Source organism: Rhodoferax sp. GT1R46 (genome assembly GCF_056521285.1).
In genome coordinates, this window is sequence record NZ_JBWMBC010000002.1 from 156,777 (window position 1) to 183,007 (window position 26,231).

At 59.9% G+C, this 26,231-nt stretch carries 25 protein-coding genes and 1 pseudogene; 13 read left to right on the plus strand and 13 right to left on the minus strand.

All coding sequences use genetic code 11. The annotated features are described in order from the left end of the window. Positions 1–13: 13 nt before the first annotated feature. Complete coding sequence (locus AC097W_RS06135; protein WP_479601605.1) at positions 14–1,957, minus strand: methyl-accepting chemotaxis protein; 1,944 nt, start codon at positions 1,955–1,957, stop codon at positions 14–16. Between the two features lie 282 nt (positions 1,958–2,239). Between AC097W_RS06135 and AC097W_RS06140 the strand changes: the two genes are divergently transcribed. Beyond that, positions 2,240–3,481 carry a branched-chain amino acid ABC transporter substrate-binding protein gene (locus AC097W_RS06140; RefSeq protein ID WP_479601606.1) on the plus strand — a complete coding sequence of 414 codons (1,242 nt, stop codon included), beginning with the start codon at positions 2,240–2,242 and terminating at the stop codon, positions 3,479–3,481. Positions 3,482–3,834: 353 nt separating this feature from the next. Beyond that, positions 3,835–6,027 (plus strand): Ig-like domain-containing protein, encoded by a 2,193-nt coding sequence (locus AC097W_RS06145; protein WP_479601607.1) that lies wholly within the window; start codon positions 3,835–3,837, stop codon positions 6,025–6,027. Positions 6,028–6,075: 48 nt separating this feature from the next. Here the strand turns inward: AC097W_RS06145 and AC097W_RS06150 are convergent, their stop codons facing one another. After that, positions 6,076–9,102: an L-glutamate gamma-semialdehyde dehydrogenase gene (locus AC097W_RS06150; RefSeq protein ID WP_479601608.1), complete on the minus strand. Its 3,027-nt coding sequence runs from the start codon at positions 9,100–9,102 to the stop codon at positions 6,076–6,078. Between the two features lie 183 nt (positions 9,103–9,285). On the opposite strand from AC097W_RS06150, the gene AC097W_RS06155 reads away from it, so the two are divergent. Genes AC097W_RS06155 through AC097W_RS06165 form a run of 3 tightly spaced genes read left to right on the plus strand, consistent with a single transcriptional unit; the run spans position 9,286 to position 11,534 of the window. After that, entirely contained in the window at positions 9,286–9,762 is a 477-nt protein-coding gene (locus tag AC097W_RS06155; protein WP_479601609.1) for an Lrp/AsnC ligand binding domain-containing protein, read from the plus strand. A 48-nt stretch (positions 9,763–9,810) separates the two neighbouring features. After that, positions 9,811–10,938: an ABC transporter substrate-binding protein gene (locus AC097W_RS06160; protein ID WP_479601610.1), complete on the plus strand. Its 1,128-nt coding sequence runs from the start codon at positions 9,811–9,813 to the stop codon at positions 10,936–10,938. Between the two features lie 41 nt (positions 10,939–10,979). Continuing rightward, positions 10,980–11,534 (plus strand): DUF3617 domain-containing protein, encoded by a 555-nt coding sequence (locus AC097W_RS06165; protein ID WP_479601611.1) that lies wholly within the window; start codon positions 10,980–10,982, stop codon positions 11,532–11,534. Between the two features lie 10 nt (positions 11,535–11,544). Here AC097W_RS06165 and AC097W_RS06170 read toward each other — a convergent pair whose 3' ends face one another. Beyond that, positions 11,545–12,240, minus strand: a complete 696-nt coding sequence (locus tag AC097W_RS06170; protein WP_479601612.1) for a YggS family pyridoxal phosphate-dependent enzyme — start codon at positions 12,238–12,240, stop codon at positions 11,545–11,547. A 46-nt stretch (positions 12,241–12,286) separates the two neighbouring features. Between AC097W_RS06170 and AC097W_RS06175 the strand changes: the two genes are divergently transcribed. Genes AC097W_RS06175 through AC097W_RS06190 form a run of 4 tightly spaced genes read left to right on the plus strand, consistent with a single transcriptional unit; the run spans position 12,287 to position 16,089 of the window. After that, the gene (locus tag AC097W_RS06175) at positions 12,287–13,330 is read left to right on the plus strand and encodes a type IV pilus twitching motility protein PilT (RefSeq protein ID WP_479601613.1); all 1,044 of its coding nucleotides are present in this window, start codon (positions 12,287–12,289) and stop codon (positions 13,328–13,330) included. Positions 13,331–13,341: 11 nt separating this feature from the next. Beyond that, on the plus strand, positions 13,342–13,986 hold the full coding sequence (locus AC097W_RS06180) for a cyclic nucleotide-binding domain-containing protein (RefSeq protein ID WP_479601614.1): 645 nt from the start codon (positions 13,342–13,344) through the stop codon (positions 13,984–13,986). Between the two features lie 21 nt (positions 13,987–14,007). Next, positions 14,008–15,144 carry a PilT/PilU family type 4a pilus ATPase gene (locus tag AC097W_RS06185; RefSeq protein WP_479601615.1) on the plus strand — a complete coding sequence of 379 codons (1,137 nt, stop codon included), beginning with the start codon at positions 14,008–14,010 and terminating at the stop codon, positions 15,142–15,144. Between the two features lie 18 nt (positions 15,145–15,162). Then, positions 15,163–16,089 carry an NAD(P)-dependent oxidoreductase gene (locus tag AC097W_RS06190; protein WP_479601616.1) on the plus strand — a complete coding sequence of 309 codons (927 nt, stop codon included), beginning with the start codon at positions 15,163–15,165 and terminating at the stop codon, positions 16,087–16,089. Positions 16,090–16,107: 18 nt separating this feature from the next. Here AC097W_RS06190 and AC097W_RS06195 read toward each other — a convergent pair whose 3' ends face one another. The 5 genes from AC097W_RS06195 to AC097W_RS06215 all read right to left on the minus strand — a co-directional run bounded on the left by AC097W_RS06195 (position 16,108) and on the right by AC097W_RS06215 (position 18,420). After that, positions 16,108–16,422: a CcdB family protein gene (locus tag AC097W_RS06195; RefSeq protein WP_479601617.1), complete on the minus strand. Its 315-nt coding sequence runs from the start codon at positions 16,420–16,422 to the stop codon at positions 16,108–16,110. Continuing rightward, entirely contained in the window at positions 16,423–16,686 is a 264-nt protein-coding gene (locus tag AC097W_RS06200) for a prevent-host-death protein (RefSeq protein WP_479601618.1), read from the minus strand. It lies immediately after the preceding gene. Between the two features lie 85 nt (positions 16,687–16,771). Further along, positions 16,772–17,407 carry a BON domain-containing protein gene (locus AC097W_RS06205; RefSeq protein ID WP_479601619.1) on the minus strand — a complete coding sequence of 212 codons (636 nt, stop codon included), beginning with the start codon at positions 17,405–17,407 and terminating at the stop codon, positions 16,772–16,774. Beyond that, positions 17,404–18,003 (minus strand): phosphoheptose isomerase, encoded by a 600-nt coding sequence (locus AC097W_RS06210; RefSeq protein WP_479601620.1) that lies wholly within the window; start codon positions 18,001–18,003, stop codon positions 17,404–17,406. The genes AC097W_RS06205 and AC097W_RS06210 overlap by 4 nt, the downstream gene beginning before the upstream one ends. Positions 18,004–18,054: 51 nt before the next feature. Beyond that, positions 18,055–18,420 carry a YraN family protein gene (locus AC097W_RS06215; RefSeq protein ID WP_479601621.1) on the minus strand — a complete coding sequence of 122 codons (366 nt, stop codon included), beginning with the start codon at positions 18,418–18,420 and terminating at the stop codon, positions 18,055–18,057. Between AC097W_RS06215 and rsmI the strand changes: the two genes are divergently transcribed. Beyond that, a complete protein-coding gene (gene rsmI, locus AC097W_RS06220; protein ID WP_479601622.1) occupies positions 18,421–19,359 on the plus strand; it encodes a 16S rRNA (cytidine(1402)-2'-O)-methyltransferase in 939 nt (312 codons plus the stop codon). Here rsmI and AC097W_RS06225 read toward each other — a convergent pair. From AC097W_RS06225 to AC097W_RS06245, 5 genes and pseudogenes are all read right to left on the minus strand, one after another. Beyond that, positions 19,299–21,200 (minus strand): polysaccharide biosynthesis protein, encoded by a 1,902-nt coding sequence (locus AC097W_RS06225; RefSeq protein ID WP_479601623.1) that lies wholly within the window; start codon positions 21,198–21,200, stop codon positions 19,299–19,301. The two genes, rsmI and AC097W_RS06225, sit on opposite strands and share 61 nt — an antisense overlap. A gap of 19 nt (positions 21,201–21,219) precedes the next feature. Further along, a complete protein-coding gene (locus AC097W_RS06230) occupies positions 21,220–21,600 on the minus strand; it encodes an H-NS histone family protein (RefSeq protein WP_479601624.1) in 381 nt (126 codons plus the stop codon). A 17-nt stretch (positions 21,601–21,617) separates the two neighbouring features. Next, positions 21,618–22,003 (minus strand): annotated as a pseudogene (locus AC097W_RS06235) (sugar transferase). Beyond that, positions 21,915–22,307, minus strand: a complete 393-nt coding sequence (locus AC097W_RS06240) for a polysaccharide biosynthesis protein (protein WP_479601625.1) — start codon at positions 22,305–22,307, stop codon at positions 21,915–21,917. Before AC097W_RS06240 ends, AC097W_RS06235 begins: the two are co-directional and overlap by 89 nt. A gap of 221 nt (positions 22,308–22,528) precedes the next feature. Beyond that, positions 22,529–23,377 carry a Wzz/FepE/Etk N-terminal domain-containing protein gene (locus AC097W_RS06245; RefSeq protein WP_479601626.1) on the minus strand — a complete coding sequence of 283 codons (849 nt, stop codon included), beginning with the start codon at positions 23,375–23,377 and terminating at the stop codon, positions 22,529–22,531. 182 nt (positions 23,378–23,559) lie between these two features. Between AC097W_RS06245 and AC097W_RS06250 the strand changes: the two genes are divergently transcribed. The 3 genes from AC097W_RS06250 (at position 23,560) to AC097W_RS06260 (ending at position 26,229) form a co-directional block, all read left to right on the plus strand. Further along, positions 23,560–24,201 carry a phasin family protein gene (locus AC097W_RS06250; RefSeq protein ID WP_479601627.1) on the plus strand — a complete coding sequence of 214 codons (642 nt, stop codon included), beginning with the start codon at positions 23,560–23,562 and terminating at the stop codon, positions 24,199–24,201. 105 nt (positions 24,202–24,306) lie between these two features. Continuing rightward, positions 24,307–25,554: a patatin-like phospholipase family protein gene (locus AC097W_RS06255; RefSeq protein WP_479601628.1), complete on the plus strand. Its 1,248-nt coding sequence runs from the start codon at positions 24,307–24,309 to the stop codon at positions 25,552–25,554. A gap of 9 nt (positions 25,555–25,563) precedes the next feature. Next, entirely contained in the window at positions 25,564–26,229 is a 666-nt protein-coding gene (locus AC097W_RS06260; RefSeq protein WP_479601629.1) for a TetR/AcrR family transcriptional regulator, read from the plus strand. Positions 26,230–26,231: the final 2 nt, after the last annotated feature.

Consider the following 26,231-nt stretch of genomic DNA (forward strand, 5'->3'; position numbering starts at 1 on the left):
TACGTAAATTCCCCTAGTGGAGGCGGCCGCCCTCCAGGCGGAATACCGCCACGGCTTCAGCCAGGCGATGGGCTTGCTCGCGCAGACTTTCCGCTGCGGCGGCAGACTGCTCAACCAGCGCCGCGTTTTGCTGTGTCATCTGGTCCAGCTGACTGACCGCCGTATTGACTTCACTGATGCCTTCCGACTGTTCTGCTGCGGCTGACGAAATCTCGCCAATAATGTCCCCAACACGTTGAACCGAGCCCACGATTTCGTCCATGGTGGCACCCGCATTTTTTACCAGCGTGGCACCGGACGTAATTTTGTCCACCGAAGCGGTAATCAGCGTCTTGATCTCTTTGGCCGCTTCGGCACTGCGCTGTGCCAGACTGCGCACTTCACTGGCCACCACGGCAAAACCCCGCCCCTGCTCCCCAGCGCGCGCCGCTTCCACGGCAGCATTGAGCGCCAGAATGTTGGTTTGAAAGGCAATGCCATCAATCACACTGATGATGTCCGCAATCTTGCGCGAGCTGTGGTTGATGTCGTCCATGGTGGCAACGACCTGCCCGACCACGGTGCCGCCACGCGCGGCGACTTCTGCTGCCGACGCCGCCAGCTGATTGGCCTGGCGAGCGGAGTCTGCAGACTGTCGCACGGTAGCGGTCAGCAACTCCATGCTGGACGCCGTACGCTGCAGGTTGCTCGCCGTCTGTTCGGTGCGCACGCTCAGATCCTGGTTGCCACTGGCAATCTCGGAACTGGCGGTACTGATGCTGTCCGCAGACGACCGCACCTGTGACAGGGCGCCCTGGTAACGCTGGCGCAGGCCTTCGACCTCTTGCACCAAAGCGCCAATCTCATCACGCCCTGCGGACTGGAAGGAATGCGTCAAGTCACCGTCGGCAACTGCCTTGACCACGGTCGTCAACTCGCTCAAAGGTTGGCTGACCGTGCGCCGGACCACCAGGAAGATAGCGGCTCCCAGCAACAGCACCGCCACCGCCATGAGGCCCCAGATAACGGCCATATTGGTCCAGTGCTGCCGGAGTGACTCGGACCGGGAAACCTCTGCCACCACCCACCAGTTGCCTGTTTTGACCTTGCGTATGACCGCCCATTTCCCGGAGGATGCAGGGTCCAGCAAGGACGTGGCATTGTCAACGTAGCCGTCCGTGGATGCAGCCATGGCGCCCAGGAAGTCAACAGCCTGCGGAAAGGCCTCGGTCACCTTTTTGCCTTTGGCTGTGGGGTGGACCACAAAGACTGCATCGGCAACCGCCGCGCGCGGGTCAAGCACATAGACACCGCCGGTTTCAAAGAAACGGGTCTCGGCGACCTGCTTGTCCAGCGCCGCCTGAAAAAGGGAAATGTCATTGCCGACGAAAAGAATGCCGACAATCTTCCCATCCGCGTTCTTGATGGGCTCGTAATGGGTCATATAGGGTTTGCCAAACAGCGCGGCGCGCCCGGTGTAGGGCTGCCCCGCCAGCATGAGCTTGTAGGCCGGGTGGGCGTGATCGAGCACGGTGCCCATGGCGCGCTCGCCATCCTGCTTCAAAAGGGATGTCGTGACGCGCAGAAAATCATCGCCTTTTTTGACAAAAATCGTTCCCACGCCGCCCGTGTTCCGGGTGAATTCGTCCACCGGTCCGAATTGGTTGTTGACTGCAACGCCATAGCTCTTGAGCTCGCCGCTCGCCTCATCGAGCGACATGGTGGCTTCATACGCCTGCTGAAGGGTCTTGAACGACCGCTTGATCAGCTCGCGCGCCGTGGCATCCGTCGCGTCCACTGCATTGGCGATGCCTTGCACCTTTTCGGCCACGGCGTCCTGAACCTGCTGGCGCGCAGTTCGCCCGGACACCACACTGATACCAATGGCCAGCAGCAAGAGCACCGCCGCGATGATGCCAATGGACAGCAAAGCCAGTTTTCGTGCAACCGACTGGCTTTGGGTGGGGTTATCTTGCATTGGCAGGCCTTTAAATCCGTATTTTTGGTGCGACCGCCAACCGGATGGAGACGGACGCTGTTCCTTTTACGACAGCTTAGCATTGCGCGACGGCGGTAGATATCAGGAAAAGCGCGGGGTTTTGGTGTGAATACTGCGGCCAGCTTCTTGCGGTTATGAACCAACCGCATGAACCCGCCCTGACCGGGCTGTGTCGCATTGGGGCCACCGGCTAACCGAAGGCCCCGATACCATTTATGTTTCTAAACCACCCGCCGGACCGCCGGTCACGAGGAGTTGCCCATGCATTCGTTCCGCTTTCTCAAACCCCTGCTGTGTGCAGCCGCCTTCACGGTGGCCACTGCCTGTGGTGCCGCCGAAACCGTCAAGATCGGTTTTATTGACGTGCTCTCGGGCCCCTTTGCGCTGACCGGCCAAAACTCGCTCAAGCAACTGCGTGAAGTGGTTTTGCAGCTCAACGACAAAAGCGCGGCCACAGATCCGAAGTTTGAAATCGTGCCGTTCGACAACAAGGGCTCACCCCAGGAGAGCGTCTCGGCCCTGAAGTCGGCCTCGGACCGGGACATTCACTTCATCACCCAGGGCGGTGGCTCGGGTGTTGCCCTCGCACTGGTGGAGGCACTCAACAAGCTGGGAGACCGGGAGCCGGACAAAGCCACCGTGTTTCTCAACTACTCGGCCATGGACCCGTCCCTGACCAACGACCGTTGCAGCTTCTGGCACTTCCGCTTTTACCCGTCCAGCGAGATGAAGATTGAGGCGCTGACCACCTACCTGAAGGACAAGCCCAACGTCAAGAAGGTGTACCTGCTGAACCAGGACTACACCCATGGCAAACAGGTGTCCAAGGCGGCGAAGGAATATTTGGCACGTAAGCGTCCTGACGTGCAAATTGTTGGTGATGATTTTGTGCCGATCGCCCAGATACGCGACTTTGCTCCCTACGTGGCGAAGATTGCCGCATCAGGCGCCGACACGGTGATCACCTCCAACTGGGGTAGCGATCTGACGCTGTTGTTCAAATCCGCGCGCGACTTCGGCCTGAACATCAACTTCTACACCATGAATGCCAACAACCCCGGAACACCCGCCCAGATGGGATCCTGGGGCGCTGACAAGGTGGGAGTGATCTGGAACTGGGGCCACAACGCGCCCACACCGGAACTGGAAAAAATCTACGTGGGTTACAAGAAAAAGTACAACGAAGACTTCATCTTTGCAGCCCACTGGAACACCATGAACATGCTGCTGGAGGCGATGCGCAAGGCCAAGTCCACCAACCCCAAGCAGGTGGCATTCGCACTGGAAGGCATGAACTACAAGAGCCCGATCGGCGATGTGCAAATGCGCAAGACCGATCACCAGTTGCTGGCGCCTTTGTTTCTCGGCGTCTGGGCCAAGCAGGGCACCAAGGGCGTGAAATACGACGCCGAAAACACCGGTTATGGCTTCCGTTCGGAAGTGGTCTGGGATTCGTACATCAGCTCCCAACCCACCTCGTGCCAGATGAAGCGGCCCTCGTAACGTCCTTGTAGCGCCCATCACCGTGCCAATCAGGTTGCGGTTGATGTCGATGTTGCCCGCATGCGCGGCGGTCTGATTTGCTATGGATTTGGTAGCTGCTTGCGCAGTCTGCGCCGGGGCTACAAGCACTTTTTACTCTGACTGGAGGTGCTCGATGTGCATGTGAAGGGCGTCAAACGCCTCCCGCCCAATCACCGGACATGCGTCGGTTGCCAGATCGGAGCCCGCCCCACACGAGGGGCTGGCACCTTTTATGGGCGGGTGTCGCGCAGGGGACTTTTCAATTTGCCGCGCAAAGCCTATAAAGCGGGACGCAGCAGTGCGAACCCCAAAAAAAACCAGGAGACAACGTCATGCGTATTTCAACGCGCCCGATCGCGCCCGGCCTTTTGCTTTCCGCGAGCTTCGCGGTATTGACAACCTTGAGTCCGCTGGTTGTCCAAGCGGATTCGCCCTCATCGGGCGTGCGGGTGAAGTTCGAAACCGGCGACCTGGCCGGCAGCCCTTTCCCCAGCGACCGCTACACGCAGCGCGACTGGGGCAACCGCAGCTATCGCCGCGTGAACCTGCCCACGCCCGATTGCGCCGTGCGGGTGAGCGACTGCGAAGACATCGCGGTCATCAACGGCCTCGACGGGTTTTCCACCCAGCCGCGCATTACCGTGCCGTTCACGGGCGCTATCGACGTGAACAGCGTGACGAGCGACACGGTGTACCTGCTGAACCTGGGCGACGTGCTGACGGCGCGCGGCTTCGGGCAAAAAGTCGGCATCAACCAGCGCCTGTGGGACCCGGCGACGAACACGCTGGTGTTCGAGCCCGATGAGCTGCTGGCCGAGCATTCACGCTATGTGCTGATTGTGACCAGCGGCGTGCGCGATGCCAGCGGCAAGCCAATCAAGCGCGCGCATCTGGATGACGACGACAGCGACGAGGGCGCGCGCAGCCTGCGCAGCCAGGGCAGCGACGAATACCGCCGCGAGCTGCGCGATGCGTCGCGCCTGCATCGGGGTGCGGGCCGCGTCACGGCCGCCACGGTGTTTACCACACAGACGGCCACCAGCGACCTGGCCAATATCATGCGGCAGATCAAGGCCAGCACCCCTGCAGCCGCCAGCTTCATGATTGGCACCTCGGGCGGTGCTGCAGTGCGAGCGGTATTTCCACTGGCCGGCCTGCAAGGCGTTCAGTTCAATCGCCAGACCGGCACGGCGCCGGCTTTCACACCTGGCTTTTTGCCGACGCCGGCGCTGAACATCGTGCCCGGCGCGGTCGCGCAACTCGCCTATGGCAAGTTCAGCTCGCCCAGCTATCTGACGACCGGCCAGTTCATTCCCGCCACGCCCACGCTCAGCGGCAGCCCGCGTGCGCAGGGTAGCAACGACATCATCTTCCAGCTCTTTGTGCCGGCGGGGATCAAGCCCGCGGGCGGCTGGCCGGTGGCGATTTTCGGCCACGGGTTCACCGACAGCATGTATGGTGCGCCGTGGACAGTCGGCTCGGTATTTGCCTCGCAAGGCATCGCGACGCTGGCGATCAATGTGGTCGGCCACGGTGGCGGGGCGTTGGGCTCGCTCAATGTGCTGCGTACGGTTGGCGCACCGGTCAGCGTGCCAGCGGGCGGGCGCGGTTTTGACCAGGACGGCAATGGCACCATCGACAGCACCGAGGGCGTGAACGCCGCGGCGCCGCGAACCATTATCAGCAGCCGCGACGGCCTGCGTCAGACCGTGATCGACCTGATGCAGCTGGTACGCGAGGTGGAGGTCGGCATGGACATCGACGGTGACGGCACGCCCGACCTGAACGCGCAGCGCATCTATTACGCGGGCCAGTCGTTCGGCGGCATCTACGGCACCAAGCTGCTGGGGATCGAACCCAACATCAAGGCCGGCGTGCCGAACGTGCCCGGTGGCTCAATCGCCGAAGTGGCGCGACTGGGCGCGTTCCGCTTCCTGACGGCTGCCGCCCTGGCGACGCGTCAGCCACAGTTGCTGAACCTGCCGCCCACACCGGGCGTGCCAGTGCCGTTCAATCTGAACTTCAATGAAAACATGCCGCTGCGCGACCTGCCGCCGGTTGTCAACAACGTGCCGGGTGCCACCGCCATTGCGCAGTTCCTCGACCGCTCCGAGTGGGTGCAGCAAAGCGGCAACCCGGTGTCGTACGCGCCGCTGATCCGCAAGTCGCCGCTGCCGGGCAGCGCGGCCAAGCCGGTGATCGTGCAGTTCGCCAAGGGCGACGTGACGGTGCCCAATCCGACCACCAGCGCTATCCTGCGGGCCGGTGCGCTGCAAGACCGCGCCACGCTTTTCCGCAATGACCTGGCCTTTGTCGCCAGCCCCGGCGTACCGAAGAACCCGCACACATTCCTGACAAATATCGGGATACCTGCTTCGGCACCCTACGCCATCGCCGCCCAGCAGCAGATTGCCGCGTTCTTTGCCAGCAACGGCGCGCTCACCATCGACCCGGATGGTCCGGGAGCATTCTTTGAAACGCCAGTCGTGCTGCCGCTGCCAGAAAGTTTGAGCTTCATTCCCTGAACGGGGGGCCAGCGTGAGATGCCGCCACTGCGGCAGCCCGTGGTTAACTCAATGCTGCGCTGCAAGCAGCGCCGCGTTACCCCCGGCTGCCGTGGTGTTCACCGTCACCGTTTGTTCCGCACAGAAGCGATAGAGGTAGTGCGGGCCACCGGCTTTGGGGCCGGTACCTGACAGGCCTTCTCCGCCAAAGGGCTGCACACCCACCACGGCACCAATCATGTTGCGGTTGATGTAGATGTTGCCCACCTGCGCGGCGGCAGCCAGAGCTTGGGCTCTGGAATCAATGCGGGTCTGGATGCCCAGGGTGAGGCCGTAGCCCAGCGCGTTGACCTGGGCAATCACCTCGGCAGGGTCACCACTCCAGCGCACGATTTGCAGCACCGGTCCGAAGATCTCGGCCTTCACGTCGGCGATGCTGCGCACTTCAAAAGCCTGTGGCGCGATCAGATTGGGCACGGGCCCCACCATGAAACTTGCTATTGAATTAGTAGCTGCTTGTGCATTTTCCACGGGGGCTAGCAGTGGTTTTGCCTCTGCATGGAGCCGCGCAATGTGGCGCTGGATGGTGTCATACGCCTCCACGTCAATCACCGGGCCGACATCGGTTGCCAGGTCAGCGGTGTCGCCCACTACCAGCTCAAGGGCTGCGCCCTGCAGCATCGCGATCACGCCATCGGCAATGCCTTCGTGCACGCACAGCAGGCGCAGCGCCGAGCAGCGTTGTCCGGCCGAGCGAAAGGAACTTTGCACCACCGCATCCACCACCTGCTCGGGCAGGGCGGAGGAGTCCACCAGCATGGCGTTAATACCGCCGGTCTCGGCAATCAGCGGCACGATAGCGCCGTCTTGGGCGGCCAGCGCCCGGTTGATGATTTTCGCGACCTGCGTGGAGCCAGTGAACACCACCCCGGCTACACCGGGCTGCGCCACCAGCGCCGCGCCCACGGTTTCGCCAGCGCCGTGCAGCAGCTGCAGCGCGTCAACGGGCACGCCTGCTGCGTGCAGCAGTTGCACCACCATCTGCGCGACGCCAGGGGTTTGTTCGGCGGGTTTGGCCAGCACGGTGTTGCCGGTAGCCAGCGCGGCGGACACCTGGCCGGCAAAAATCGCCAGCGGAAAATTCCATGGACTGATGCACACCCACACGCCGCGGGCGGTGAGCGACAGGGTATTGGTCTCACCGGTCACGCCCGGCATCGCCAGGGGCTGCATGATGCGCTGGGCTTCATCGGCGTAGTAGCGCAAAAAGTCGACCGCCTCACGCACTTCGCTCACGGCGTCGCCCCAGGTCTTGTGGGCTTCTTTGACCAGCACGGCGCAGAACTGCGGCGTTTGCGCCAGCAAGGTGTCGGCGGCTTTGCGCAGGATGGCGGCGCGCTCGGCCACAGCGGTCTTGCTCCACTTTTGGTAGCTGCTTGCGCAGGCGGAATAAGCTTTGGCGATGGATTGGACATCAAACTCGGGCACCACGGGTACGGCTACCGACTCGCACGCCGCCAGGAGTGGCGCACGCATGGCCGGTACGGTCAAGTCCAGCCCGGTGCTGTTTTTGCGCGCACCAGTATGCGTGCCAAAGAGGTCAACCGGCAGCGGCAGGCTGGGGTGCGGCTCCAGGCGCAGAGGTGAAATCAGCAGCTCCTGCATGCCCACCGATTCGTCCGCCAACTGGTGCACAAACGAGGAGTTGGCGCCGTTTTCCAGCAGGCGGCGCACCAGGTAGGCCAGCAGGTCTTTGTGCGCGCCCACCGGGGCGTAGACGCGGCAGGACACCAGCGGATTCTTCAGCACTTCGCGGTAGACGCCTTCGCCCATGCCGTGCAGGCGTTGCAACTCAAATGGCGCGCCGGTCTTGGCGCCCATTTGCAAAATGGCGGCAATGGTGGCGGCGTTGTGCGTGGCGAACTGCGGGTAGATGGCGTCGGGCGCCTCCAGCAGCGCGCGGGCGCAGGCCAGGTACGACACATCGGTGTGGTGCTTGTGGGTGAACACGGGATAGTGGGGCAAACCCATCTCCTGGGCGCGCTTGATTTCAGCGTCCCAGTACGCACCCTTGACCAGGCGGCACATCAGGCGCACCTGGTAGCGGCGCGACAGCGCGGTGACGTGGGCAATGAGCTCCAGCGCCCGGCTCTGGTAGGCCTGCATGGCCAGACCCAGGCCACGCCACTGCGGGCAGTGCTGGGCCACCCGGCGGATCAGTTCTTCCAGTACCTCCAGCGACAGCTCCAGGCGGTCGACCTCTTCGGCGTCGATGGTGAGGTTGATGTTGGCGGCAGCGGCGCGCTGGCACAGGTCCCACACACGGGGTACCAGCTCATCCATCACGCGCTGGCTCTGCGCGTCTTCATAGCGCGGGTGCAGGGCGCTGAGCTTGATGGATATACCGTCATTGACCTCGATAGCCCCCGTATTGCTTGCGCGAGCAGCTATGGAATCAATAGCATCGGTATAGCTTTTCAGGTAATGCCGCGCATCGTTATCGGTGCGGGCGCCCTCGCCCAGCATGTCGTACGAGAAGCGCACACCCAGGCGCTTGCGCGCAATGTCGGCCTCCTGCTGTGCCTCTTTCATGGTCTGGCCCAGCACAAACTGGCGACCCAGCAGCTGCACGGCGCGCAGCGTGGCGGCCACCACCGTTCGGGCACCCAGCTTGACCAGGAGGCCGGGTTCGGCTTGCGGGCCTGCGCCGGTCTGCGCGTCAGGCAGGAAGTGCTTGGACATGGCAATGGCCGTGCTCGAAAGACGCGCCAGCACCTTGTCGCCACTGCCATCAAAGTCGGCGCGGCCCAACTGATCGGCAGTGAGCGCAATGGCGGTTTCGGCATCGGGCACGCGCAGCAAGGCCTCAGCCAAACGCATCAGGGCCAAGCCTTCGGCGCTGGAAATCGGGTATTCCTTGAGCAGGCTTTCCATGGCCCAGAACGGCGGCGGATTGTCGCGCACGGCTTGTACCCAGGGAGCAGCCACGCGAGCGGCCGCGGCCCAGTCCAGCGTATGGCGGACGCTTTGCAGGCGATCCGCCACCACATCGGCCTCGGGACGGTAGGGAAACGGCAGGCGCTGGACGACGGTCATGGTGGGCTCCAAATAATTGCCTATGTTCTCGCAAGCAAACCCTTATATTTCACTAAAATTAATCTTCGAACTAGATACTTAGTTGGTATTTACGCGATTCAATCCTTGAAACTGCGGGCGACCCCTACGGACAGCGGAAGCCGCCAAGACACAGACAAATGTAAAAAAATGTAATTGTTGCGCATGCAAACCCTGACCCCCTCCCTGGACCGCATCGACCTGAAAATCCTCACCTGCCTGCAAGAGGACGGCCGCATCTCCAATATCAAGCTCGCAGAAACCGTCACCCTGTCCCCCACCGCCGTGCTGGCCCGTGTGGCACGGCTCACCAAAGACGGCTACATCCTGGGCTATGAGGCGCGGCTCAACCCGCTGAAACTGGGCGCCGGAATGATGGTGTTTGTGGAAGTGTTGCTGGACCGCACAACCCCCAATGTGTTTGAAGCCTTCAAGGCGGCGGTGCAGGTGCGCGACGAAATCATGGAGTGCCACATGGTGGCGGGCGGCTTTGACTACCTGCTCAAAACCCGCATGGCTGACATGGAGGCCTACCGCGCCTTCGCCGGCACCGTGCTGTGGCAGTTGCCCGGCGTGCGCGAGACCCGCACCTATGCCGTGATGGAAGAGGTAAAGAACACGACCCGACTGGCCTTGCGGTAGATACAAACCCTTTATTGGGAGGGTCAGCAATCAGTCAGAATGGCGGTCATGATTACTCGCCGCCAATTTTCTCTCTCCACCGCAGCCGTCGCCCTGGGTGGATTCCCGGCTGTTCACGCACAGTCCGACAAAATCATTCTGGGACAGTCGGCCCCCTTTACCGGCCCCACCGCGCAGCTGGGCATCCAGTTTCATGCGGGTGCCAAGCTGTACTTTGACCTGCTCAATGCCGACGGCGGAGTGGGTGGCCGCAGTGTGGACATCCGGCATCTGGACGACGGATATGAACCCGATCGCTGCGCGGAGAACACCCGCAAGTTCATCGACGACGAAGTGTTCAGCCTGTTTGGCTACATTGGTACGCCCACCAGCGTGGTGGCCCTGCCACTGGCCACCAAGGCAAAGATGCCATTCGTGGCACCGTTCACAGGCGCAATGGCGCTGCGTGCCCCCCTGAACCGCTACGCCTTTCATGTGCGCGCGTCGTACAACGACGAGACGGCACTCATCGTCAAACACCTCACCAACCTGGGGCTCAAGAAGATTGCGGTTTTTCATCAAAACGATGCCTATGGCAAGGCGGGCCTGGACGGTGTCACGCTGGCTCTGGCCGCACTGAACCTCAAGCCGGTAGCCACCGCCACAGTGGAGCGCAACTCGGTTGATGTTGCCAAGGCAGTAGAAGCCATCAATGCCGCAGCACCAGATGCCGTCGTGCAGGTTGGCGCTTACAAGGGATGCGCCGCCTACATCAAGGCGGCGCGCGCAGCTGGCTATGGCGGCGTGTTCTACAACGTGTCATTTGTTGGCACACAGGCCCTGTCCGACGAGCTGGGGAAAGCCGGGGCTGGCGTGGTGGTCTCTCAGGTAATGCCCTCGCCCTACAACAACACCCGCGCCGTCACGCGTGAATTCAATGAGGCGGTGCGCAAGACCAATGGCGCCGTGCAGGTCAACTTCTCCAGCATGGAGGGGTTTGTGGCAGCCAAAGTCATGGCCGAAGGCCTGCGCCGCGCGGGCGGCAGGGGCGGGCGCGAGGGTTTGATCAGCGCGCTGGAGAGCGTCTCCAACCAGTCTTTTGGCGGATTCCAGGTGGACTTTTCACGCACGGATCACGTGGCCTCCAGTTTTGTCGAGCTGTCCATGCTGACCGGTGACGGGCGGGTGCGCACCTGAGTCTGAACCCCGTTATTTCCATTCATGAACCAGGAGGCGCCATGCAACTTCGATCGTTCATCACCACGGTGGTACTGACTGCCAGCGCAGCCTGCGTTAGCGCACAAACCATGAAACCCGGGCTGTGGGAGATGACCAGCCAAATCCAGGGTGGCTCGGGTGCGTCGGCCAACGCCATGGCGGAGGTGCAGAAGCAATTGGCCAACCTGCCCCCCGATCAGCGCAAGATGATGCAGGACATGATGGCCAAACAGGGCGTTCAAATGGGCACGGCACCGGGCGGCGGCGTGGCGGTCAAGCTGTGCATGACGCAGGAGATGGTGGACCGCAACGAGGTGGCTACCCAGCAGGGTGACTGCACCCAGACCACGGCGCCGCGCGTGGGCAACACCATGAAGTTTTCATTTGTCTGCACCAAGCCACCCGGCAGCGGCGAGGGACAAATCACGTTTGCCAGCCCCGAGGCCTACACCATGAAGATGGTGGTCACCAGCACCGCCAAAGGCAAAGCCGAGACCATGGACATGCAGGGCAGCGGACGCTGGCTGACGAAAGATTGCGGCAACATCAAACCGCTGGTGATGCCGAAAAAATAGACGGAAGCCGTCAGCGCGCCGGGTAGGTGCGCGCACCGAAGATGGCGCTGCCCACACGCACCAGGGTGCTGCCCGAAGCAATGGCGGCGTCCAGGTCGCTGCTCATGCCCATAGAGAGCGTGTCCAAAGGCAGGCCCGCCTGGTTTACTGCATCAAACAGGGCTCTAGCCCGCGCAAACACTGCGCAAGCAGCTACAAAATCAGGAGCAGGCTCGGGAATGCACATCAGGCCGCGCAACTGCAGGCGGGGCAATGCCGCCACCGCGCGCGCCAGCTCCAGCGCATCGTCAGGCACCACGCCAGATTTGGTGACCCCTCCATCCACATTGACCTGAATGCACACCTGCAACGGTGCCAGATGCGCAGGGCGCTGCTCGCTCAGGCGCTGGGCAATCTTCAGACGGTCGACCGTGTGCACCCAATCGAAATGCTCGGCCACCAGCCGCGTCTTGTTGCTTTGAATCGGGCCAATGCAATGCCACTGCAGTGGCAAGTCGTGCAATGCGGTGATTTTGTCCACCGCTTCCTGAATGTAGTTTTCGCCAAAAGCAGTCTGGCCTGCCGCATGGGCCTGGGCCACCGCGTCGGCACCGAATGTCTTGGAAACGGCGAGCAGCGCCACGGCGTCAACCGGTCTGTTGGCCTGTGCACACGCCTGTGCAATGCGCGCGCGCACGTCTTGGAGATTGGCTGCAATCATGGTCATAATCTGTCAAGCGTAACAAACAACGACCAACCCTGAAGAGGACTCCGTGGACATTACCCAATTGCTGGCTTTTAGCGTCAAGAACAAAGCCTCGGATTTGCACCTCTCGGCCGGGTTGCCACCCATGATTCGTGTACACGGCGACGTTCGCCGCATCAACGTGGAAGCGCTGGACCACAAGCAGGTTCATGCCATGGTGTACGACATCATGAACGACACGCAGCGCAAGCACTACGAAGAGTTTCTGGAGATTGACTTCTCGTTTGAAATTGATGGTCTGGCACGTTTTCGGGTCAATGCGTTCAACCATAACCGCGGTGCGGGTGCCGTGTTCCGGACCATTCCCAGCAAGATCCTGTCGCTGGAACAGCTCAATGCCCCCAAGATTTTTGCCGACCTGGCGTTGAAGCCGCGCGGCATGGTGCTGGTGACGGGCCCCACGGGCTCCGGCAAATCCACCACGCTGGCGGCCATGGTCAACTACCTCAATGAAACCGAGTTCGGTCACATCCTGACGGTGGAAGACCCGATCGAGTTCGTTCATGAATCCAAAAAGTGCCTGGTGAACCAGCGCGAGGTCGGACCGCACACACTGAGCTTTGCCGCCGCCTTGCGGTCGGCCTTGCGTGAGGATCCTGACTGTATTTTGGTGGGCGAAATGCGCGATCTGGAGACCATCCGCCTGGCCATGACCGCGGCTGAAACCGGCCACCTGGTGTTTGGTACCTTGCACACGTCCAGCGCTGCAAAAACCATCGACCGGATCATTGACGTTTTCCCGGCGGACGAGAAAGAAATGGTGCGGGCGATGTTGTCCGAATCGCTGCAGGCGGTCATCTCCCAGACCCTGTGCAAAACCAAGGATGGCCAGGGCCGCGTGGCCGCGCACGAGATCATGCTCGGCACCAGTGCCATCCGCAACCTGATCCGCGAGGCCAAGGTCGCGCAGATGTACTCCAGCATCCAAACCGGCAACAGCGTCGGCATGCAGACGCTGGATCAAAACCTGACCGACCTGGTCAAGCGCAACATCATCAGTCCTGCCGAGGCCCGCAGCAAGGCCAAGATTCCTGAAAACTTTCCTGGTTAACAGAGGCGCACATGAAAGGAATTCTTGCACTCCTCCGGGCCAAGATCGGGCCCGCGGCCAGACCGGACGAAGACACCACCGACACCACGCTGTTCGCCTCCGCCTTTGCCGGCCAGGGGGTCAACCCTTCACTGCTGATGCCCTGGGATGCCCGGGCGGTGGAAATCGGCGCCGCACGCATGAGCCCCAGTCAGGGCGTAAAAATGATGCAGAAGCTCTGGATCAAAGACCGCTTCATGAGCCAACTGGATGGCAAAGCCGTTCTGAATCTGCAGCGTTTCTTTGAATTTGCGAGCGTGCCATCCGGACGCGATGTGATTCGCCAGGATGAATACGGCAATTACATGATGGTGCTGTTGGCCGGCACCATGCACATCGACCGGCGCCAGCCCTGGGGCGAGAATCTGCGACTGGCCGAGTCACATCCCGGTGATATTTTGGGAGAAATGTCCTTGCTCGACAGCGGCATCCGGTTCTCCAGCTGCACCACCATTACGGACTGCAAGATCGCCATCCTGAGTGCCAGCGCCATGGATGAAATGATGGAGGCCGAACCCCTGCTGGCTGCCAGCCTGGTTGCATTGCTGGCACGCAAGTTGTCGTTGCGATTGCGCGCTGTCAGCGCACGGCTGAGCGACCCCGGCGTCACCCCATAAATCAAGCGCAAGGACTAATCCATGGAACGCGACCAGGCAACGAAATTCATCAACGATCTGCTCAAGCTGATGGTCAGCCGCAATGGCAGTGACCTGTTCATCACGGGTGATTTTCCGCCCGCCATCAAGGTGGATGGCAAGGTGACGAAAGTCTCACCCCAGCCCTTGAATGCGGCGCACACACTGGCCCTCGCGCGCTCCATCATGAGCGACAAGCAGATCGCCGATTTTGAGCGGACCAAAGAAAGCAATTTCGCCATTTCTCCACCCAACGTGGGTCGTTTTCGGGTCAACGCCTTCATCCAGCAGGGCAAGGTAGGCATGGTGCTGCGGGTCATTCCGGCCATCCTGCCCACGATTGACGGTCTGGGTGTGCCCCAGATTCTGAAAGAGATTGCGCAGTCCAAACGCGGCTTGTGCATCATGGTGGGCGCCACGGGCTCGGGCAAGTCGACCACGCTGGCGGCCATGGTCGACTGGCGCAATGAAAACTCCTACGGACACATCATCACGATTGAAGACCCGGTGGAATTTGTGCACATGCACAAGAACTGCGTGGTGACCCAGCGCGAAGTGGGGCTGGACACCGACAGCTGGGAGGCGGCTCTCAAGAACACGCTGCGTCAGGCACCCGATGTGATCTTGATGGGCGAGATTCGCGACCGTGAAACCATGGAGCACGCCGTGGCGTTCGCAGAAACCGGTCACCTGTGCCTGGCCACACTGCACGCCAACAGTGCCAACCAGGCGCTGGACCGCATCATTAACTTCTTCCCGGAAGAAAGACGCAGCCAGTTGTTGATGGACCTGTCGCTCAACCTGAAGGCGCTGGTGTCACAGCGGCTGATTCCCAAGCAGGACGGCAAGGGGCGCTCCGCAGCGGTGGAGATCATGATCAATTCGCCGCTGATATCGGACCTGATCTTCAAGGGTGACGTCACCGAGATCAAGGAGATCATGAAAAAGAGCCGCCAGGCCGGCATGCAGACCTTTGACCAGGCGCTGTTTGACATGTACGAGAAGCAGATGATCACCTACGAGGACGCGCTGCGCAACGCCGACTCCCTGAACGACTTGCGCCTGCAGATCAAGCTCAACAGCCAGCGCGCCAAATCGAGTGATTTGAGCGCCGGTACCGAAAACTTCGCCATTGTCTAAACACTTTCCACTCACTCCATGTCCAGCACCAACCCCAAAACATACGAAGCCACCCCTCCTTTGACCGTCGCCTTTCTGGGCTTGGGCGTCATGGGTTACCCCATGGCGGGCCATCTGGCGCTGGCAGGCCACCAGGTTACGGTGTACAACCGGACTGCTAGCAAATCAATAGCATGGTGCGCAGAATACACGGGGGCTAGCAGCACAAAAGGCGCGCATTCGCATGCCGCAACGCCCCGACTGGCCGCACACAACGCCGATATCGTTTTTTGCTGCGTAGGCAATGACGCTGACTTGCGCAGCGTCACGCTGGGGCCAGACGGCGCGTTTGCCGGCATGAAGCCCGGTGCCATTTTTGTCGACCACACTACGGCATCCGCCAGCGTGGCCCGCGAGCTCGGCGCCACCGCGCAGCACATGGGTCTGCAGTTTGTGGATGCGCCGGTTTCCGGTGGCCAAGCGGGTGCGCAAAACGGCATGCTGACGGTGATGTGCGGCGGCAGCAGCGCTGCGTTTGGCGTCGCGCAGCCGGCGGCCATGGCATTCTCGCGGGCCTTCACCTTGCTGGGCGAGAACGGCGCGGGTCAGCTGGCGAAGATGGTCAACCAGATCTGCATTGCCGGGCTGGTGCAGGGCCTGAGCGAGGCCGTCGCCTTTGGGCAGCAGGCCGGGCTGGACATGAACCAGGTGCTGGACGTGATTGGCAAGGGTGCGGCCCAAAGCTGGCAGCTCGACAACCGCGGCAAGACCATGGTGGCTGACAAATTCGATTTTGGCTTCGCGGTGGACTGGATGCGCAAAGACCTCGGGCTGGTGCTCGACGAGGCCAAACGCAACGGTGCACGCCTGCCGGTGACCGCACTGGTAGACCAGTTTTACGCCGACGTGCAGCACATGGGCGGCAACCGATGGGACACTTCAAGCCTGATCAAGCGGCTGAAGTAAAAAAGCCCCGATCGTTGATCACACCCCGCTCACCACCGCATCCAGGGCTGCAACAATTTCACTGGCTTGGGCCTTGGCAGATCCCGACTTTCTCTTGAGCAGTTTTTTGTCAAGCGGTGCCGCTTCGTAAGGTATCAGCATGAATGTTTGGCCCAGTAAGCCAATCATGGGGCACAGTTTGCGCGGCACCTTGCTCGCTGGAAGTTGCGTCACTGACATCGGCATAACCATACGGGTCGGGAGAGAACCCAGCAATTCGCTTTGAATGTCGACGACGTAAGGGTAGATGTCCCGCATGCGGGGACTGGGGTTTTGGTAGATGTCGTATTGCACTTACCAGACCCGCATGTCATCGCACCACAGGCCATGCTTTTCAAAGCGTGCATTCTGCTCACTCAACCACTCCTGGTGATCCCGCTCAAATTGCCGCTTTTTTTGTGGAAGCGCCAAATTTGCGGAAGTCAGGGCTTCGAATTGTCGAAGCGACAAAATCACCGTGTCGATACGACCGTCCTTCTCTACAAAGACGGGTTCAGACTTGGCGCTGGCACAAATGGCACCAAACCGGTTTTTTGCTTCAGTTGCGGTAACTTGCATTGGGTTCTCCCCGTTCCGTGATTAGCCATTTTAGCTAATAAAAAAGGCCGCAACCTCAGGAAGAACCCGGATTACTGGGTGGTATTTATTTGCTGGTGGCAGCCGGTTGCGCTTGCGGCAACTGGCGCGCCAGCTCGTCTTCGCTGATGATTTCCATCACGCGCACGACGCGCTGCACGCCTGAAATGCCGCTGATGATTTCGGTCGCCCGCGTGGCTTCGCGTTGCGTCACCCGGCCCATCATGTAAACGGTGCCTCGTTCGGTGGTGATCTTGAAGGAATTGGAAAACAGGTCTTTGGCATCCAGCAGCGAGGCTTTGACTTTGCCAGTCACCAGGGTATCCGACGAGCGCTGCGTATAGTTGGACACGCCCATGATGGCCAGTTCGTTCACGATAACGCGCACGTTCTCGACACCGGAGACGATTTGCTCCACCAACTGCTTGTCCTGCGCACTGGGTACTTCGCCCGTGATCAGTACCTGGCGGTTGTAGCTGGTGATATTGACGTGCGCGCGCTCACCCACGTTCTCGCGAACGCGGTTGCTGGCCTTCAGCTCGATGCCTTCATCCTCCACCACCGCGCCTGAGGTACGGCGGTCGGTTGCGACCATTCCGCCGACGACTGCGCCACCCATCACCAAAGGAAAGCAAGCCGTCAGACTCACCACACTGCCGGCCAGTACCAGCGCAAGGCCTGCGCTTCGCAATGAAATACTCATGTGTTGGATTCCTGTTCGCCCAATAGCTGGGCATCGACCGCATCACAAATGCAATGCAAGACCAAAAGGTGTACTTCCTGAATGCGTGCAGTGCGCTCATGCGGCACACAAATATGCACATCGGTGTCGCGCAGCACCTGCGCCATCTTGCCGCCACCACGCCCGGTCAAGCCTACCACCACCATCTCACGCGCATGCGCTGCTTCAATGGCCGCCAGCACGTTGGCTGAGTTGCCGCTGGTGGAAATCGCCAGCAGCACGTCGCCGGGCGAGCCCAGCGCCCGCACTTGGCGGGAGAAGATGACGTCAAAGCTGTAATCGTTGGCAATGGCGGTGATGATGGAGGTGTCGGTGGTCAAGGCGATGGCCCCCAGCTCGGGGCGCTCGCGCTCGAAACGGCCAACAAATTCAGCGGCAAAATGCTGGGCATCCGCAGCCGACCCGCCATTGCCACACGCCAGCACCTTGCCGCCGCTGGTTACGCATGCCAGCATGGCCTGCACCGCAGCCGCTATGGGTTTGCTCAAGACTTGCGCCGACTGGTATTTCAGATCAGCGCTGTCGATAAAGTGTTGTTGAATTCGTTGTTCCAGCATGTCTTGGATGATACCGCGCTGCAGCAAACCAGGGTGAATGACCTAAATTCGCTAATAAGCGTCAAAGGCGGCCTGCAACCACTGCACCCCGGCGGCTTCCAGCACCACCACATCAAACCGGCAAGGCGGCAGCGCGGGCAGGCGCATCAGGTAGTGGCGTGCTGCAAAGATGATGCGCCGCTGCTTGATGCCGCCCACGCTGGCGGCGGCCCCTCCGTGGCGCGCCGATGCGCGTTTGCGCACCTCCACAAACACCGTGGTGCCGTCGGGCGCACGCATGATGAGGTCAATCTCGCCGCCGCCGCGCCCGGGGGTCCGATAATTGCGCGTTATCAACCGCAGGCCCTGCGTCTGCAGATACTGCAGGGCCTGGTCTTCAGCGGCGTCGCCTACCTGTTTGGTTGTTAGGATTCCCATATGAGCGCTCTATTTACTTCCGCCTTGGCCGCCTCAGCCGAGGCTGCGTCTGGTCAGCATTATCCGCAGAGCACGCTCTACGTCGTAGCCACGCCGATTGGCAACCTGGCTGACATCAGCTTGCGCGCACTGCATGTGCTGGGTTTGTGCGACGCCATCGCTTGCGAAGATACACGCCACACCCAGGCTTTGCTGCGGGCGTACGGCATTGACAAAAATTCAAGCCAGCTCATTGCTGTGCACCAGCACAACGAGGCGCAGGCCGCTCACACAGTGATCGATCACCTGCGACAGGGCCAGCGGGTGGCCTATGTCAGCGACGCCGGCACACCCGGCATCAGTGACCCCGGTGCGCGCCTGGTGGCGGCCGTGCATGCGCAAGGATTACGGGCGCTGCCGTTGCCCGGGCCGAGCAGTGTGACAACCTTGCTGTCGGTAGCAGGCATTGCCGAGGACGCCTCACACTCTGGAGGCTTCGTGTTCATCGGGTTTTTGCCCACCAAATCCGGAGAGCGCGATAAGGCCGTACAGGTTCTGGCAACCCAGGAACGCGCGGCAGTGATGCTGGAAGCGCCCCACCGCATCGAAGCGCTCGCGCGGGCATTGGCGGTGCTGGGGCCACGCAAAGTCACCGTGGGCCGTGAACTGACCAAGCAATTTGAAGAAATTGCCACTGTCACCGCGGAAGGACTGACCGCTTGGCTGGATGCGGACGCGAACCGGCAGCGCGGCGAATTTGCACTGGTGCTGCACCCTGCGCCACGAGCAGAACAGAGTGGCCCCGACACCCGAATTTTGAAGCTGCTGCTGGAACAGCTACCACTCAAAACGGCTGTCAAACTGGCCGCCGACATCACCGGAGAGCCACGCAATATCCTTTATGAGTTGGCGCTGGCCGTTAAGGGCGCAGGGGCGGACTCTGGGGCTGTGTCGTCATAACCCTGCACGCATACCCTCAACACGGTTTTGATCTGGTCCACATCACTGGCCTGCGCGGCAGCCAGCAAGGTGTCGAGGTGCTGCTGGAGCACGGGCCACGCCAGAAAATCTTCCTGGGCTTTCATGATGCGGCGGTGGGCGGTGGGCGTGGGGTTATCGCCAATCAATAGCTCTTCGTAGAGCTTCTCGCCTGGGCGCAAGCCCGTGATTTCGATTGCAATGTCACCGTCAGGCGAGGCTTCGTCGCGCACTTTCATGCCGGACAGTTCCACCATGCGGCGGGCCAAGTCCACAATCTTGACGGGCTCCCCCATGTCCAGCACAAACACTTCGCCCCCCACGGCCATCGCCCCGGCTTGCAATACCAGCTGAGCAGCCTCGGGAATGGTCATGAAATAGCGGGTTACGTCGGCATGGGTAACCGTCAGCGGGCCACCCACGGCTAACTGGCGACGAAACAAAGGCACCACACTGCCGCTGGAACCCAGCACATTGCCAAAGCGGACCATGCCGAAGCACGTGCTGGATTGCGCGGCCAGCGCCTGCAATACCAACTCGGCCATGCGCTTGCTCGCGCCCATGACATTGGTCGGTCGAACGGCCTTGTCGGTTGACACCAAAATGAACTGCGAAACGCCGCTGTCCATGGCCGCGCGGGCTATATTCAGCGTGCCAAACACGTTGTTGACAATGCCCTCAGCAGGGTTGCTCTCCACCAGCGGTACATGCTTGTAGGCCGCCGCGTGGTACACCGTGTGGGGGTGGTAAATGCGGCAAATCTCAAACATGCGCACCAGGTTGGTCACGCTGCCGAGCAAGGGCACCAGTTCGGCATCCAGGCTCTTGACTTCGCATAGACCCTGCAATTCCTGGTGAATGCTGTACAGATTGAATTCACTGTGGTCCAGCAGCAGCAGTTGGCGTGGTCGCTGTGCCAGGATCTGGCGGCACAGCTCGCTGCCGATGCTGCCGCCGGCGCCGGTAACCAGCACCACCTTGCCCGCCAGATTGCGCGCAATCAGTTCGGTATTGGGAGGCACGGGCTCCCGGCCAAGCAGGTCTTCAATATCCAGTTCCCGAAAATCCTGTACCGTGACGCGGCCACTGGCCAGGTCAGCCCAATCCGGCAAGGTGCGGACATGCACCGGCAGCGCCCGCAAATTCCCCAGAATTTCGTTTCTCCGGGCCCGCGTTGCACTGGGCAGCGCGAGGACAATATCGGTAACCCCCTGGTTTGCAACCATGTCGGGCACGCGAGATGGGGAGAAAACCGCAACGCCATTGATACTGCGCCCTATTTTCTTGAGGTCATCGTCAACAAAACCCAGCAGGGTGAACTGCCTGGAGACACCCATGGCTGTTGCGGTTTGCACGCCCGCAGTACCTGCGCCATATATGAGAAGTATGCCTTCGGCATTTGCGCGCGAGCCACTTATGTCAGCCAGCCAAAATCGGGCGAAAGCACGGCTCGCCCCAACCAGCACCAGAAAAATGAGCGGCTGCAACACCCCCATACTGCGCGGCACGCCGGGCCATCTGTGCCAAAACAAAACTGCTGTCAACAACCCTGCATACAGCGCTACCGCGCGGCCAGTTGCAACCAAAGCCGCCTGCCCGGTATAGCGGAAGATGGCGCGGTAAAGCCCAAACCGGATGAATATCGGCACTGCCAGTAAAGGGCACAGCCCATAGAGCCACCACTGCGCTCCGGTTGGAACATTCAAGGCATCGAGCCGCAGCGTAAAAGCCAACCAAGTGGATAGCAGTGCCAAGACCACATCCAACACCACTACCACCGCGCGCTTGACTGCGCGCGGCCATTTTAAAACCCAACTTTGCATTTAGCTCCCTTGATTCGCGTCAGTGGGTGATCGCGAATTCTTCTTTTGTTTTACCCTGTGCCACCAGAGCCGACAACCACCGTGGCATGAGCCCGCGACCGCTCCAAAGCTCGCCATTGGGGCCGCGAAATTTTGCAGCGGCGGGGCTTGACGTCTTGACCTTGCCTTTAGTCTTGCGAACACTGGCGCCTGAACCCTGCAAGTCTGACACTGTGATACCAAACGCTTGCATCTTGGCCTGAATCTCTCGCACCGTTTTGTCGAATTCTTGGGCTTTGATCTCGTCAGCCTGCTTTTGCAATGCTTGAATCTGATTCTGGATATCAATTAATTTGTTCATGGTGAATGTCTGAGTTGCAATTTGTAAAATAAGATTAAATTCCCTGACCAGCGCTGCCATATTCTTCTGGCAGTCATTTAATGCGTAACATTATCCCGTCGAATGACCTTCAAGGCAGTCAGAAATAATATTTTTATATCAAACCAAAAAGATTGATTGCGCAAATACTCAACATCCAATGCGACCTTTTGCGGAATAGGAAGCTCATCACGCCCATTAATTTGTGCCCATCCCGTTAAGCCCGGCACCAATTCATGAACGCCCTGTTGCGTGCGCAGCGCAATCAAGTCATTTTGATTAAACAGCGCGGGCCGGCAAAACTCATGTCGCCCATTAATATGCTCCACAACTGAGGCAACTCATCCAGACTGCTTTTACGCAGAAAACTGCCAATAGGAGTTAGATAAGCATCTGGGTCTGCCAACAAGTGCGTGGCAACAGCTGGGGTACCTACCCGCGACAAACAGCTTGTCAGATACCAACTTGGTGGACCCATGCAAATTGACGGGGCTGCTCGCCTTGTCTGTTGAAAGCGCCACAACCCGCTTGATTCCTTTGTCGATGCAGGCATCAATCAGATTCATTGCGCCATTGATATTGGTCTTTACGCATTCAAAAGGGTTGTACTCGGCTGTGGGAACAATTTTTGTTGCAGCCGCGTGAACGACATAGTCCACGCCATCAAGCGCGCGATGCAGGCGCTCTTTGTCACGAACATCGCCAATAAAGAAACGAACCCGCTTATCGCCTTGAAATAGCTTCGCCATTTCCCACTGTTTCATTTAATCACGCGAATAGATGATGATTTTCTATGGGTTGTATTTCCCAAGGGTCATAGGCACGAATGTGTTGCCAAAGGAGCCCGTGCCGCCGGTAATTAGGATAACTTGATTGGTAAGCATAAAGATTTGAATTCGAATGTGGTTTTCGAAACCAAGCAATAGTGAAGAAATTCAGGAAACATTTATGCCCTGTAGGGGCCACAAATTCAACTCAATGCGGCGGCTAACCGACGGCACTTCTCAGCCATTCGCGCATCTTGAGTAGCGCGTCTCCAGGCTTGCCGCACAAACACCCACAGCAAAAGCACAAAACCTGAGGCTATGGCCGCCAGCGCAGCAATCAATCCCTTTTTAGGCGAAACGGGCTCAGTGGGCAAAGTGGGCGGCTGCTTGACTACATCACGACTCAAGCCCTGCAGCTCCCGCGGAATGCTGAGCACATCACCAAGGTAGCGCGACTGCAACTCACCCAAGCCAACAAAAGATGTACCGGCTTCGCCGCGTGCGAGGGGCTTATTGAGGCTGGCTGCGCCCCCGGCATCCAGCCGGCTAATAAGTCGGGTAACTGCGTCCAACGAAGTCTGGGCGTAAGACAGGCGCTTTGCAAGGTCTGCCCGTGCTTGCTCGCCTGGCACAGTACTTTTAAGCCAGGTATCAATCACTGCATTGGCGATGGTTTGCGCTTGTGCCGGCGAATGGGCCGTCACATCCAATCGCAGGAGGCCGTCTTTGCCCACCGCCGCCTTGATTTGATTGGCAAGCCCGACGCGTGCAACTTGCGTGGAGCGCCCTTCGGACAGATTTAAAGACTCGATGATGGAGTCCAACACCAGCGGTGAAACCATCATGGCAGCTGCAGCCTGCGTCGCAGCCGCAGCCGCAGTAGCAGTTGGCAGGGCCAGAATTGCCTGGCTGGTGTAGCTTTGTGGCACAAGGTACGCGCCAGCCAACGCCAGCAAACCAACCAGAATAGGCCCAAAGATCAACAGCTTGAGGTTTTCGGCAACCACAAGCAACAAATCCAACACACTGATTTCACTCTCTTCTGCATTCATCTGTTAGCTTCCCTGTTTGCCCCCGAGTTTAACCGGGCGGTCATTTTAGAGACGCAGCCCACCAATCCTGCCAAGTTAGGAAGCTCAACCTACACAGAAAACCCCTTCACGCGTAAAGTCTCGCCCATACATTGTTTTGCACCCGGCAACAGTGTGAAAACCCTAATTTTCTGGAGCATCCCATGGTCAAAAAACTGCAAAAAACCAAATCACCCAAAACCGCCAGCGTTCACCTGACCGGCTCGGTGAAGGACTCGGCCCAGCAAATCTGGCAAGCCGGCTTGGGCGCATTTACCCGCGCGCAGGCTGAAGGGTCCAAGGCCTTTGAGTCTTTGGTCAAGGAAGGCGTGAGCATCCAGCGCAAAACCCAAGCCGCTGCGGAAGAGAAAATTTCCGAGGCGACCAGCAAAATGTCGACCATGGCTACCGACATTTCATCCAAAGCCTCCGGCCAGTGGGACAAACTGGAAAACATTTTTGAAGAACGCGTTGCCAAGGCGCTGAACAAGCTGGGCGTTCCTTCTGCCAAAGATGTCAACTCCCTGATCTCGCGGATTGAAGAGTTGAACAAGGCCGTGCAGAAATTGTCGCCCAAGGCACCCACCCCGAAAGCACCTGCAAAAAAAGCAGCCGCACCGAAGGCCGCCGCTCCAAAGGCAAAAGCAACAGCCAAGGCAGCGACACCCAAAGCCAATAAAGCCAAGGTTGCTGCGCCCAAGCCAGCCGCCAAAGCTGCTGCAAAACCAGCGGCAAAGCGTGCCGCTCCGGCTCGCAAGGTTGCGGTCGCCGCCGCTTCAGAGCCCGCAGCTCCCGCGCAGGCCTGATGACCATATTGGTGGTCACACCGCAAAGGGGCGCTGAGGCGCCCTTTTTTTGGCCTGCTGCAATGCAACAAAAAACCCTACCGGGCCACTCTACACTTTACGACTATGAACGCTAATACAAATACTCCACCAAAGATCGCCTTGGCGTTGGCTGGCGGGGGGCCTTTGGGCGCGATTTATGAAGTAGGCGCCATGTGCGCGCTGGAAGAATCCCTGCACGGACTGGACTTCACCAAGCTGGACCATTACGTTGGGGTGTCGGCTGGCGGCTTCATCGTGGCGGCATTGGCCAATGGCATGTCACCACGCGAGTTGTGTGCGTCGTTCATAGAGAACGACAGCGAGCCCTCGGAAACGTTCGATCCATCGTGGTTGATGGAACCCGCCTATGGCGAATTTGTCCGGCGCGCAATCATGCTGCCAAGCCTGGTGCTGTCCGTCTTATGGCACGTGTCTTTGGGTCGCAAGTCCATGCTGAGCGCTCTGGAGCAGCTTGCCCCGGCTTTGCCCACGGGTGTGTTTTCGAACAAGCAAGTCGACACCCAGTTGGCCCGATTGTTCAGCCGCGATGGCCGAACCAATGATTTTCGCAAACTCAAAACCAAACTGACCTTGGTTGCCACCAACCTCGACAGCGGAGAGGCAGCCCCCTTTGGGCGCCCCGGATGGGACCACGTTCCCATCTCGCAGGCTGTGCAGGCCAGCTCGGCCTTGCCCGGACTTTTCCCGCCCGTTGAGATTGATGACCAGTATTACGTGGATGGGGCTTTGAAAAAAACCATGCACGCGTCCGTTGCACTGGACGATGGTGTTGATCTGATGATTTGCCTGAATCCGCTGGTGCCGTTTGACGCAACTTCGCCCCAGGTGGCCAAGGTGATGCAGCGGGACTTGCCCACCCACAAGCGCGAAATCCCCCGCATTGTCGACGGCGGCCTGTCGGCAGTGCTCAGCCAGACCTTCCGGTCCATGATCCACTCCCGCCTGGAGCTGGGCATGAAGCACTACGCGCACAGCTACCCCCATACCGACATTATTCTGATCGAGCCCGATCACCGAGACCCCGAGTTGTACCTGGCCAACACCTTCAGCTATGCCCAGCGCCGCCACTTGGCCGAGCATGCTTACCAGCAAACGCGCCAGATGCTGCGCTCTCGCAAGACCGGCCTGTCGGCCAAACTGGCGCGCCACGGCATCAGCCTGAACCATGATGTGCTGGACGACCCCAAGCGGCATTTGTCGGCGCCTGCCAAGTCGCCGACCCGGTTGGGCCGTGCCATTGCGACGCTGCAGGAGGTCATGGATGACCTGGATGATGCGGTAAAAACCGCCGCACATCAGCGGGTTCATTGAGTAGCACCCATGGTTAAAAAAGCACCCCGCCGCACGGCTGAACGCATTCTGGAGGTGACGCTGGAGTTGTTCAACCGGTTTGGGGAGCCCAACGTGTCCACCACGCTGATTTCTGCCGAATTGGGCATCAGCCCCGGTAACCTGTACTACCACTATCCGGCCAAAGACGAACTGATCAACTCGCTGTTTGACCGCTATGAAAAGGCGCTCAACGAGTTGCTCAATGCCAGCGACAGCGTGCGCGATGTGGAGGATGCCTGGTTTTTCATGCACACCCTGTTTGAGTTGATCTGGCAGTACCGGTTTTTGTACCGCGACCTGAATGATTTGCTGAGCAAGAACCGGCGGCTGGAGACCCATTTTCAGTGGGTGTTGAAAAACAAGACCCGCTCGGTCAAAGCGCTGCTGGACAGCATGAGCCGCGCTGGAGCCATTCAAATTGATTCCCGCGAGGTGGAGCCTACCGCCACCAGCATGGTGGTGGTGTTGACCTACTGGCTGAGTTTTGAGTACGTGAAGGACCCTCGCAACGCATTGGAGCCAGCGAGCGCGCAAGCGGCCCTGATGCGGGGTGCCCACCATGTGCTGAATTTGCTGGTGCCGTATCTGGAAGCCAGTCAGCGCACCCACCTGCTTAATCTGGCAGGCGCGTACAGCACGCCGGCCGCACCCTGACC